At 56.5% G+C, this 9,776-nt stretch carries 16 protein-coding genes; 2 read left to right on the plus strand and 14 right to left on the minus strand.

All coding sequences use genetic code 11. The features are described from left to right. Nucleotides 1-15: 15 nt before the first annotated feature. The 14 genes from rsmI to GPICK_RS13180 form a co-directional block, all read right to left on the minus strand. Complete coding sequence (gene rsmI / locus GPICK_RS13115) at nt 16-852, minus strand: 16S rRNA (cytidine(1402)-2'-O)-methyltransferase (RefSeq protein ID WP_236685563.1); 837 nt, start codon at nt 850-852, stop codon at nt 16-18. An 11-nt stretch (nt 853-863) separates the two neighbouring features. Then, nucleotides 864-1,682, minus strand: coding sequence for an NAD+ synthase (locus tag GPICK_RS13120; RefSeq protein WP_039743933.1), 819 nt, complete (start codon nt 1,680-1,682; stop codon nt 864-866). Then, entirely contained in the window at nt 1,682-2,533 is an 852-nt protein-coding gene (locus GPICK_RS13125; protein WP_039743935.1) for a nitrilase-related carbon-nitrogen hydrolase, read from the minus strand. The genes GPICK_RS13120 and GPICK_RS13125 overlap by 1 nt, the downstream gene beginning before the upstream one ends. Before the next feature lie 65 nt (nt 2,534-2,598). Continuing rightward, nucleotides 2,599-2,982, minus strand: coding sequence for a YraN family protein (locus GPICK_RS13130; RefSeq protein WP_039743937.1), 384 nt, complete (start codon nt 2,980-2,982; stop codon nt 2,599-2,601). Then, complete coding sequence (locus GPICK_RS13135) at nt 2,979-3,641, minus strand: ribonuclease HII (protein WP_407920189.1); 663 nt, start codon at nt 3,639-3,641, stop codon at nt 2,979-2,981. The genes GPICK_RS13130 and GPICK_RS13135 overlap by 4 nt, the downstream gene beginning before the upstream one ends. 32 nt (nt 3,642-3,673) lie before the next feature. Continuing rightward, nucleotides 3,674-4,030 (minus strand): 50S ribosomal protein L19, encoded by a 357-nt coding sequence (rplS, locus tag GPICK_RS13140; protein ID WP_039743938.1) that lies wholly within the window; start codon nt 4,028-4,030, stop codon nt 3,674-3,676. A 70-nt stretch (nt 4,031-4,100) separates the two neighbouring features. After that, a complete protein-coding gene (locus GPICK_RS13145) occupies nt 4,101-4,682 on the minus strand; it encodes an RNA methyltransferase (RefSeq protein WP_084201440.1) in 582 nt (193 codons plus the stop codon). Beyond that, nucleotides 4,679-5,416: a tRNA (guanosine(37)-N1)-methyltransferase TrmD gene (trmD, locus tag GPICK_RS13150; protein WP_039743940.1), complete on the minus strand. Its 738-nt coding sequence runs from the start codon at nt 5,414-5,416 to the stop codon at nt 4,679-4,681. Before trmD ends, GPICK_RS13145 begins: the two co-directional genes overlap by 4 nt. Beyond that, on the minus strand, nt 5,413-5,934 hold the full coding sequence (gene rimM / locus GPICK_RS13155) for a ribosome maturation factor RimM (protein ID WP_039743942.1): 522 nt from the start codon (nt 5,932-5,934) through the stop codon (nt 5,413-5,415). Before rimM ends, trmD begins: the two co-directional genes overlap by 4 nt. Beyond that, a complete protein-coding gene (locus GPICK_RS13160; RefSeq protein WP_039743944.1) occupies nt 5,934-6,164 on the minus strand; it encodes a KH domain-containing protein in 231 nt (76 codons plus the stop codon). The genes rimM and GPICK_RS13160 overlap by 1 nt, the downstream gene beginning before the upstream one ends. Nucleotides 6,165-6,216: 52 nt before the next feature. Further along, nucleotides 6,217-6,483 carry a 30S ribosomal protein S16 gene (gene rpsP, locus GPICK_RS13165; protein WP_039743946.1) on the minus strand — a complete coding sequence of 89 codons (267 nt, stop codon included), beginning with the start codon at nt 6,481-6,483 and terminating at the stop codon, nt 6,217-6,219. Nucleotides 6,484-6,538: 55 nt separating this feature from the next. Further along, nucleotides 6,539-7,897: a signal recognition particle protein gene (ffh, locus tag GPICK_RS13170; RefSeq protein WP_039743948.1), complete on the minus strand. Its 1,359-nt coding sequence runs from the start codon at nt 7,895-7,897 to the stop codon at nt 6,539-6,541. A gap of 151 nt (nt 7,898-8,048) precedes the next feature. Then, nucleotides 8,049-8,630 (minus strand): sulfurtransferase-like selenium metabolism protein YedF, encoded by a 582-nt coding sequence (gene yedF / locus GPICK_RS13175; RefSeq protein WP_039745769.1) that lies wholly within the window; start codon nt 8,628-8,630, stop codon nt 8,049-8,051. A gap of 17 nt (nt 8,631-8,647) precedes the next feature. After that, nucleotides 8,648-8,929: a DUF3343 domain-containing protein gene (locus GPICK_RS13180; protein WP_039743950.1), complete on the minus strand. Its 282-nt coding sequence runs from the start codon at nt 8,927-8,929 to the stop codon at nt 8,648-8,650. 113 nt (nt 8,930-9,042) lie between these two features. Here GPICK_RS13180 and GPICK_RS13185 point away from each other — a divergent pair, with 113 nt between their 5' ends. Further along, nucleotides 9,043-9,300: a hypothetical protein gene (locus GPICK_RS13185; RefSeq protein WP_039743952.1), complete on the plus strand. Its 258-nt coding sequence runs from the start codon at nt 9,043-9,045 to the stop codon at nt 9,298-9,300. Between the two features lie 13 nt (nt 9,301-9,313). After that, nucleotides 9,314-9,772: a DUF721 domain-containing protein gene (locus GPICK_RS13190; RefSeq protein ID WP_236685565.1), complete on the plus strand. Its 459-nt coding sequence runs from the start codon at nt 9,314-9,316 to the stop codon at nt 9,770-9,772. Nucleotides 9,773-9,776: the final 4 nt, after the last annotated feature.

A 9,776-nucleotide genomic window follows, 5' to 3' on the forward strand; every position in this document is an offset into this window, starting at 1 on the left:
AGTCCCGGCACAACATCAATCCAGGCGATTATCTTTCACTCGGAGCGCTTCTGCGTAAACCTCACTTCGCGGCAAGCCGAGTTCGGTGGACACACGACGTACTGCATCTTTTAGAGTGAGAGATTCTCTAAAAAAATATTTCCGGAGACGAGCTTCAACCTCGGCGAAATCTGGAATTTGCGTCTCCTCGCTCCGCGGTGAAATCAATATAACGACTTCGCCCCGAATCTGTCGGTCAACGAAACTGTCCATAACCTCCGATACCGGTCCTCGGACGAATTCTTCGTGCAACTTGGTAAGTTCTCGCCCCACCACCACTACCCGCTCACCAAGCAATTCCCTGATATCTTCGAGAGTAGCCATGAGCCTCACCGGCGCCTCATACAGGACGATTACGTGTTTAGCTTCTTTGAATGAAGAAATACAATCCCGTCGCCTCGCTGATCGATTCGACAGAAAACCGTGGAAGATGAAAGAGTCCGTCGGCAGCCCTGATGCGGAAAGTGCGGCAATCGCAGCACAGGCACCCGGGATTGGCACAACCGCGATTCCTTCACTCACTGCACTGCGCACAAGTTGATATCCGGGATCGGAAATACATGGTGTCCCGGCATCGGTGACCAGCGCCACCGACAATCCGTCACGCAGGCGATCCAGAATGTATTCGCCCTTGAGGCTTTTGTTATGATCGAAGTACGAGGTGAGTGGTTTTGTGATTCCGAAGTGAGTGAGCAGCTTGCGGGTATGCCGTGTATCTTCGGCGGCAACAAGATCAACTTCCTTGAGGATGCGAATCGCTCGGAAGGTAATATCCTCAAGGTTGCCAATGGGGGTGGCAACAATATACAGCATACCGGAGGGTCTCATTTACCCCAGTCGCGGGAATAGCGAAAATCCCGGTCTATGGTCCGGTTGGAAACCTTCGCAATCACCGGCAGGCGTCGTTTGAAATGAGAATTTTGGATTTTGTGATAAATCGTATCAATAAAGAGAGGATCAAATCCATCCGCCACCAACTCCTCACGATTCATACGCAAATCAACCATGTGATAAAGGAGTTCATCGACTTCCCGATAGGTAAAGCCGAGCTCCTGCTCGTCCGTTTGGCCCGCCCAGAGATCGGCCGACGGCTTCTTCTCGATGATCGCGCGCGGAACCCCCATCTCCTCAGACAGGTGCCAGACCTGCGTTTTATAAATGTCACCAATGGGATTGAGGGCACTTGCCATGTCGCCAAACAGGGTCCCGTACCCCAAAAGGAGCTCAGTCTTATTGCTGGTCCCCAGCACGAGAGCGGAAAGTGCGGCCGACTGGTCATAAAGGATTGTCATCCTTTCCCGGGCCATCTTGTTGCCACGTCTCATATTGTCAGCGTCAGGATACCGTGAGAAGTAGCTCTCCACCATCGAGGTAATCTCTACGACTTCATGGGGTATTCCCAGCTGCTCCGCAGCGAGACGGGCGTGGGCTTCGCTTTCCGGATTGCTCGTTCGATACGGCATGACAAACGCATAGACATTTTCCGGACCGAGTGCTTCTGCAGCGAGAAACGCCACCAGGGCGGAATCTATCCCCCCCGAGAGGCCTAAAACGGCCTTCCGAACCCCCACCTTGCAAACTTCCTCACGGATAAACCCGACAAGCAGCTGTCGCAGGAGCTTTGCGTTTACCTTGAGACCCATTATCTGCTCCTCTCCGTCTCGATTCGGCGAAGCTCCTTCATAGTGATCGGGAGACTCTCGTCCCGCATCATTGGCGAGAATATCCGCTCGCGGCGCAGTGCCCCCTCGTCAAGGCTGCCCACAACATAATCTTCCTCAAAGATTTTGCCCCGGACAACAACGTTCCCCGAAGGAGCAACCACCTCGGACCCGCCCCAGAAATTGACCCCATCCTCATACCCGACGCGATTGCAGTAAAGAATGCGGCAATTCAGGAACATCGCCGTCGTACTCGTCAACTTCTGCCACGCAACCGTGGAGCCAAGGCTCGCATCCTCGGATATGCCCCGACTGGGGCTGCTTGAAAGGCAGATGAGCGTCGTGGCGCCATCCATGGCAAGGACATAGGGGGCGGACAGATGCCACATATCTTCGCAGATGAGCAGTCCCATGCGACCAAATCGCGTATCGAATGCACGGATACTCTCACCGCGTGCAAAATAGCGCTGTTCGTCAAAGAGGCCATAGGTGGGAAGATAGACCTTGCGGTGCCGGTGCAGCACCTCTCCGTTTGAAAGATACAGTGCCGAGTTAAAAAAACGGTAATCGTCAGATGCTTCGACAAAACCGATCGCAATGTCAATACGGCGGGAAAGATTCAGCAGGCGGGTCAGAAGGGGAGAATCCATGCGAAGCGCCACCTCAGGCACAAGATCCCTCAAGAAGTAGCCGGTCAAAGCGAGTTCGGGAAATACGGCCAGATCAGCCCCTTCGGAGATGCCGCGCTCGACCACGGAACAGATCATCTCACCGTTATCGGCAAGACATCCAAGCTTAGGCTTTATTTGTGCCAGTGCAACGGTGAAATTCACAAAACCCTCCGCAAAGTCCCGCTAACGTACCACAGGGGCTCCCCCTTTTCAACCGGGATACCCGCTTAGTAGTTCAACTCGAATGCGTTGACGAAATGCTCCACCTGGGGATCGCCACCGGACTTGAAGGTTATTGCCACAACATCGAACCGGGCCCCCGAATCGAGCTTTCGTCGCGACGCCAGCCAGGTGAGGGCCGCCTTTGATATCTGTCTTTGCTTGAATGGGGTGACCGCAAGTTGCGGCGGACCATAATCAGCAGTCCGTCTCGATTTGACTTCCACGAAAACAAGGGTTGCCCCGTCTTGCGCGACGATGTCGATCTCCCCACCTTTGCAGCGGAAGTTCCGCTCCAGAATCCGGTAACGGAGCCCTTTGAGAAAGGAGACCGCCAGCTCCTCACCCTGTGAGCCGAGGATTTTGTTAGAGCATTCCGCGCAGCCCGTCACGCCCCCTCCCGTACATGCTCTCGCACGCCGCGAAAGGTCAAGCGATGGATCGGGCTCGGCCCCAGCAGGGCGATGGCAGCAAGGTGGGCCGCCGAACCGTACCCCTTGTGCCCTGCGAAGCCATATCCCGGATATTGCCGATCATACTCGACCATCATTCGATCACGGGTCACCTTGGCGACGATGGAGGCTGCAGCAATCGAGACACTGGCACTGTCGCCCTTCTTGATGGCTTTCTGGGGGATATTCACGGGAACCTTTGAGATCCCGTCGACGAGGAGATAGTCTGCGGGGAGAATCAGTTTGGTTACCGCTTCCCTCATGGCAGCCAGCGTGGCCTGAAGGATATTGATCCTGTCGATGACACAGTGATCGGCGATCCCGACGCCAACAGCAAGAGCACGCTCCGCGATAAGGGCAAAGAGTTCTTCCCGCGCTGACGCCGAGAGCTTCTTCGAGTCATCGACGCCTCTCAAATCAGCATCCACAGGAAGCAAAACGGCAGCCGCAACAACTGGACCCGCCAAAGGGCCACGTCCCGCCTCGTCGACTCCCGCCACAGCCCGAAACCCCCGTCGGGCGGCAAGATTCTCAAATTGCCACAGATCTGGTTTTGCGTCATCTTCGAAGAGTGACACCGGCAACTCCCACGAGACCATAAAAAGAAAGCCCCGCTTGGCGGGGCTTCGTGCTACTGCGCTGCAACATACTTTCTTTCGCGGATCCGCGCGGCCTTCCCGCGGAGCTTCCGAAGGTAATAAAGCTTGGCTCGCCGCACGTGGCCGCGCGTGATTACCTCGACAGCATCGAGAGACGGTGAATGGAGAGGGAAAACCCTTTCTACGCCGATACCGTTGGAGATCTTGCGAACGGTGAAAGACTCGCGGATTCCACCGTTCTGGCGGCTGATCACCACACCCTGGAATGCCTGAATCCGGCTCTTGTCGCCTTCCACAATCTTCACGTGGACCTTTACCGTGTCGCCGGGCTTGAAAACAGGGATGTTCTTCTTCATCTGCTCCAGTTCAATCGCATCAATCTTGTTCATACTCGTACTTCCTCCCTTAATCTACAGAAACCTCTGCAGTTCTTTGTATTGTAACCAGGGCCTAGCCCACTCAGCGCATGCCGAAGAGCCGATCCATAATTATCGCCACAGCAGAGCGAACCGAAAGATGATTGTAGTCACCCGGCCCCTGAATCGGCTCAAGAACCATATCCGCGCGCGAAGTGACCTCTTCCGTCAACCCCCAACCGGTCCCAAAGACCAGAAGGTACGGTTGACGCTCGTCTCGAAGCAGCTCCGACAAATCACCGCAGGAGACTGTCTCCGTCCGCGAGCGAGCACCGGTCGTTACAAGTTTTGGTGGTCTGCCGAATGCAGCCTCAAGGTCACTGACGGCAGCATCAAGCGTCGAAACGATACGTACGAGCTCAAGGGCAGACTTCCGCTTCGGATTATACTGAGCCCCCCAGCCGTCCTGCCAGTGCATGACAATCCGCTCTGCCAGCATCTGTTGTCCGGCCACCGGTGTTACGACATAATACCGGCCAAGCCCGAAAGTCCGAGCAGCACGGGCGATGTCATGGATGTCGAGATTGGTGACAGCAGTCGTGACCACCTGTCGATTCTTGTCGTACACAGGATAGTGAACGAGGGCGACAGCCACATTTCTGCAGGGCACTATCCCCTCACTCACTGCCTCAGCGCCCTTTCAAACTCCGCCAGATATGCCCGATCAGACGGCGTAACGACCTGCTCCACCAAGAGGTCCGGCCGCTCGATCCGAGTTTTCTCCAAGGACTTGCACCGTCTCCATCGTGAAACTTCCGCGTGATTTCCGGAAAGAAGCACGTCAGGCACCCGCAACCCGCGAAACTCGGCTGGCCGCGTGTACTGGGGATACTCAAGCAACCCGTCAGCGAACGAGTCGGTCTCGACGGAACCGGCCGACCCGAGAACTCCGGGAATAAACCGGACTATGGCATCAACCATGACCATGGCTGCCAATTCGCCGCCGGTGAGAACAAAATCCCCGATCGAAAGTTCATCGTCTACAAAGAGCTCCCGCACCCGCTCATCCACACCTTCATAGCGGCCACAGATGAGGATCAGCTCCGCCTCACGGCTCAACTCCCGGGCGACTTCATGCTTGAACGTTCTTCCCCGCGGTGTGGTCAGAATGACCCTCGCAGCGGGCCGTTCCCGCTTTACCGCCTCGATGCATGCCGCAAGCGGTTCTACCTTCATCACCATGCCATCGCCGCCACCATAGGGAGCGTCATCCACGACCTGATGACGATCAGTGGCATAATCGCGGATATTGTGAACACGGATGTCAACAAGCTCCTTCTCCGCAGCCCGCCTGATAATGCTCTCGGTAAGGGGCCCCTCGAACATCGCCGGGAAAAGGGTCAGTATATCGAATTTCATAGATCGAACAGCCCTTCCGGAGGGCTTACGGTAAGAGTCCCCGCAGCAAGATCTATGGCGGTCACGATCTCTTCCACCGCGGGGATAAGGTATTCCCGCCCGGCGCCACGTACGACATACACATCGTTACCACCGGTGGAGATGATTTCCGCCACACGGCCGAGATCAGTTCCGTCCTCGCAACGTACCGCGAGGCCCACCAGATCACACCAGTAATATTCGCCTTCGGCCAGCGCCGGGAACTGATCCCGACGTGCATAGAGCTCACGTCCGACGAGGCGAAGCACCTCGTTGATGTCCGTATATGGCTTCAGCGTCAGGAGGACCACGTTCCGATGCGGCGACGCAGCCGCCACCTCGAATTCATCCATCCGCCCGTCCATCCCTTTGAGCATGACCGTCTTCAGCGACAGAATGGTCTCATGCTCTCCCGAAAAGGGGACCACCTTCAACTGCCCCCTGATCCCATGGGTGCCAACGATCTTACCGAGCAGCAAAAGCTCCTTACCGTGTAGCATTACTCCACAATCTTCAGAACAGCCTTCTTGTTGTCCTTCGTTGAAACCGCGTTCAAAAGGGTCCGGATTGCCTTGGCGGTCCGTCCCTCTTTGCCGATAATTCTTCCCATGTCCTCTTTCGCCACGGTCAGCTTAATGACCGTCGTGTCCTCTTCCATCTCTTCGGTTGCCCTTACCTGATTCGGGTCGTCAACAAGCGCCTTTGCGATAGTCTCTACGAGTGCTCTCATGTCGGTAACCTCTGTAATGGAAATGACCGGCGGACCGGGAAGCAGGCTTCAGTTACGCAGACTTGGTGACGAATTTCTCCCAGATACCGGCCTTCTTGAGGAACTGCTTGACCGTATCGGTCGGCTGAGCACCCTTGCCGAGCCAGTCGAGAGCCTTGGTCTCCTCGAACTTAACGGCCGCAGGATTTTGATTCGGATCATACGTCCCGACATTTTCAATGAACCGACCATCACGCCTGCTGCGCACATCGGCAACGACGATCTGGTAGAAAGGCTTTTTCTTCGCCCCGGCACGGGCCAAACGCATTTTGATAGCCATCTTTTCCTCCTGGTGTTCTCACGGCCTTGGGCCGCACAGCTTTGGTTTAAGTATATCAGAAAGGGAGCATCCCTTTCCCCATCCCCTTCATTCCCCGCATAAGCCCTTTCGGACCGAGCTTCTGCAATTGCTTCATCACCTTCTGCGCCTCGGTAAAACGCTTCAGGAGCTGGTTGACTTCCTGCACCGTAGTACCGCTCCCCGAGGCAATCCGCAGCCTCCTGCTTCCGTTTATGATCGCATGATTGGCGCGCTCCGCCGGCGTCATGGAATCGATGATCGCCTCAATGCGTTTCAACTCGCGCTCGCTCGGCTGCGCTCCCTGCATCTGCTTCATCATCTTCCCGACGCCGGGAATCATGCCGAGGATCGATTCCAGCGACCCCATCTTCTTGATCTGCTGCAACTGGGTACGGAAATCTTCCAGATCGAACTGGTTCTTCTTGAGTTTCTGCTGGAGCCGCTCGGCCTCTTTCTCATCAAACGTCGCCTGGGCCTTCTCCACCAAACTCAGGATGTCGCCCATCCCGAGAATACGGGAAACGAGCCGATCGGGGTGGAAGACCTCAAGCGCGTCCAACTTTTCACCGAGGCCGACAAACTTAACCGGCTTACCGGTTACGGCCCGTATCGAAAGGGCAGCCCCCCCCTTGGCATCACCGTCGAGCTTGGTCAGGATGACCCCGGAGAGATCAAGCTGCTCATTGAATCCGGAGGCAACGTTCACCGCCTCCTGGCCTGTCATGGCGTCGGCCACGAAGAGGATTTCCCGCGGCTCCACCGCATCCCTGATCCGAACGAGCTCCCCCATCAGATACTCGTCGATCTGATGGCGACCGGCGGTATCAAGGATCACGGTGTCAAAGCCGTTGAGCGACGCAAACCGGATCGCGTCCCGACAAATGTCGACCGGATCCTGCGTTGCCTGAGAATCAAAGGTTTCAATGGAGAGCTGACGCCCCAGCGTCTTCAGCTGCTCGATTGCAGCAGGACGATACACATCAGCGGGAACCAGAAGGGGGCGTCGACGTTGCGACCGCAGCAGGCGAGCGAGCTTCCCGCATGTCGTCGTCTTTCCCGCTCCCTGGAGACCCACCATCATGATCGCTACCGGTGGCTTGGCCGCAAGATCGAGACTGTTATCCTCGCCCCCTCCCATGAGAGCAACGAGTTCTTCCTGAACGATCTTGATGACCTGCTGACCCGGAGCGAGGCTCTGAAGAACCTGCCCCCCGACCGACCGCTCACGGATGCGCTCGACAAAATCCTTGACAACCTTGAAATTGACGTCTGCCTCAAGAAGGACAAGCCGCACCTCACGGAGCGCCTCCTTGATATTCTCCTCGGTCATTACCCCCTGACCCCGGAGCTTTTTGAAGAGTATGTCAAGCTTATCGGAAAGGTTGTCGAGCATTCGAACTCTTGTGCAGTTACGGACCGTTAGCCGCCTGCCCCACAAAGCGCACACCGCGCGCACGTATCCACGGAGAAAGAGGTTAACTATAGACTGCGGCCATTACTCCTGTCAAGACAAAAACTGGATACACCATCAGCACATACGGTGGTCAGAGCTTCAGTACCGGCCGGTCACCCAGCAGACTGTCGGCAATGGTAAACATATTGGTGACGGCACCAGCCCTGAGTTTGTCCTTGCGATGGTAGAAGTCGAGACAGACCCCGCACGACAGAACCTCCACTCCTCGATTGCCGAGCTTTTCCAGCGCCTCCAGCACCTCCGAGCCTTCCGTCGTCAGAAAGATTCCACCATTGACAAACAGCATCCGGTCCGGAACCACGTCCAGATCGAGGAGCGTAATGATAAAATTCTTCATGAGCAGCCTGCCGAGTTCCTCCGGTCCCTCCCCCAGGCGATCGGATGTGATCAAAACCACCTTTCGCCCCCCGGCGGACCCATCAGCGCTCGCTTCATCCCTGCTGACCCCGCCGATAACGAATGCAACCCCCTCCGAAAGGGATGATTCCTCCACGGCATAGCCTCTTTCCACCACAAAGCGCCGAACATTCTCCCGAGACGGTCCATCATCGAGCAAAACCCGCACCGTCTCGCCGCCGGCCGACTCCAACGCACGCTTGACCGTCACCACCGGCAACGGACAGGCCATATTCCTGCAATCGATAGTTTTCATCCCGTCTCCCACCATAATCAAGACAGCTCCGAACCGCCGACTGGCCCGTCACACCGGCGATATGATCCGCCCTCACGCACAAATATCTCTTCGGGAACCAGCCCAAACTCCGACAACACTCCTTCAACCGCTTCCCGATCGGCACCCCCATAGCGGATGGCAAGTCCGCAGTCGGCTCGAAGCGCCCGGGGAGCCGGGATCAGGAGGATCGGGAGCGAGCGCTCCTTCAGAATCTTCTCGGCCTTCATCACCCGGTGGATGGAATTGAAGATTGCCACAAATTCGCCATCCTTCACCATATTCCACCCTTTCCGAACGAGTCTCCAATTGTACACATCGCTCGTCCCTTTTCAAGAAACATGCGGATTGACAACGAACCACCCATCACGTAACATGCCGGAAGAGGTGAATAATGCATACGTTTTTGATGCTCCTGGGGTTGATTTTTCTTGCTTTCGCCATCAACCTCCCCTTCGGATACCTGCGGCAAGGCTATGAAAAATTCTCGTTTGGCTGGTACTTTTACGTTCACATCTCGATCCCGATCATCATCTACCTCCGCATCAAATCAGGATACAGCTGGAAATTCATCCCGCTCACCCTCGGCGGAGCCTTTGCCGGACAGCTTGTCGGCGGACTGATCCAGCGGCGGCGTCAAAAAAATGGGTGAAAAGCGGCCGCGCATGCCTCGCCCCCGTGCCGTGGCCGATCTGCTTGCGGACGCCCTGCGCGGCAAACCGGCGGAAAAGCGGCTGAAGGAAGGAAGGATATGGCTCCACTGGGAAGGGGCGGTGGGACCCCAGATTGCAGGCCATGCCCGCCCCGTTTCCTTTCGTGACGGGGTACTGACCGTTGCCGTTGCAAGCGCTCCATGGATGCAGGAGCTGAACTTCCTCAAACGCACCCTTGTGGAACGCCTGAATATCCTCATCGGCGAACCGGTTGTCCGGGAGATCTTCCTCAAGACCGGAAAGATAGACAAGCCGCAGCCACCGGCACCATCCCCCCCTCCCCTGCGGGAACTCACCGTTCAGGAACTCGACCGCGTTGCCACCGAGGCCGCCGCCATCGACGATCCCGACCTCCGGGCAGCGTTTTCCCGGCTCATGAGCCGGCACCTGGCCCTCACTCCCCCCAAATAGAATC

Source organism: Geobacter pickeringii, from assembly GCF_000817955.1.
GTDB lineage: Bacteria > Desulfobacterota > Desulfuromonadia > Geobacterales > Geobacteraceae > Geobacter > Geobacter pickeringii.

Coding starts and splice junctions, on each gene's coding strand:
- GPICK_RS13180 (WP_039743950.1), bottom strand. CDS start 8,929: ATGGTGAAGGATGGCGAATTTGTGGCAATCTTCAATTCCATCCACCGG.
- rpsP (WP_039743946.1), bottom strand. CDS start 6,483: ATGGCTATCAAAATGCGTTTGGCCCGTGCCGGGGCGAAGAAAAAGCCT.
- trmD (WP_039743940.1), bottom strand. CDS start 5,416: ATGAAATTCGATATACTGACCCTTTTCCCGGCGATGTTCGAGGGGCCC.
- GPICK_RS13185 (WP_039743952.1), top strand. CDS start 9,043: ATGCATACGTTTTTGATGCTCCTGGGGTTGATTTTTCTTGCTTTCGCC.
- GPICK_RS13120 (WP_039743933.1), bottom strand. CDS start 1,682: ATGGGTCTCAAGGTAAACGCAAAGCTCCTGCGACAGCTGCTTGTCGGG.
- ffh (WP_039743948.1), bottom strand. CDS start 7,897: ATGCTCGACAACCTTTCCGATAAGCTTGACATACTCTTCAAAAAGCTC.
- GPICK_RS13135 (WP_407920189.1), bottom strand. CDS start 3,641: ATGGTCTCGTGGGAGTTGCCGGTGTCACTCTTCGAAGATGACGCAAAA.
- rsmI (WP_236685563.1), bottom strand. CDS start 852: ATGCTGTATATTGTTGCCACCCCCATTGGCAACCTTGAGGATATTACC.
- yedF (WP_039745769.1), bottom strand. CDS start 8,630: ATGAAAACTATCGATTGCAGGAATATGGCCTGTCCGTTGCCGGTGGTG.
- GPICK_RS13190 (WP_236685565.1), top strand. CDS start 9,314: ATGCCTCGCCCCCGTGCCGTGGCCGATCTGCTTGCGGACGCCCTGCGC.
- rimM (WP_039743942.1), bottom strand. CDS start 5,934: ATGCTACACGGTAAGGAGCTTTTGCTGCTCGGTAAGATCGTTGGCACC.
- rplS (WP_039743938.1), bottom strand. CDS start 4,030: ATGAACAAGATTGATGCGATTGAACTGGAGCAGATGAAGAAGAACATC.
- GPICK_RS13160 (WP_039743944.1), bottom strand. CDS start 6,164: ATGAGAGCACTCGTAGAGACTATCGCAAAGGCGCTTGTTGACGACCCG.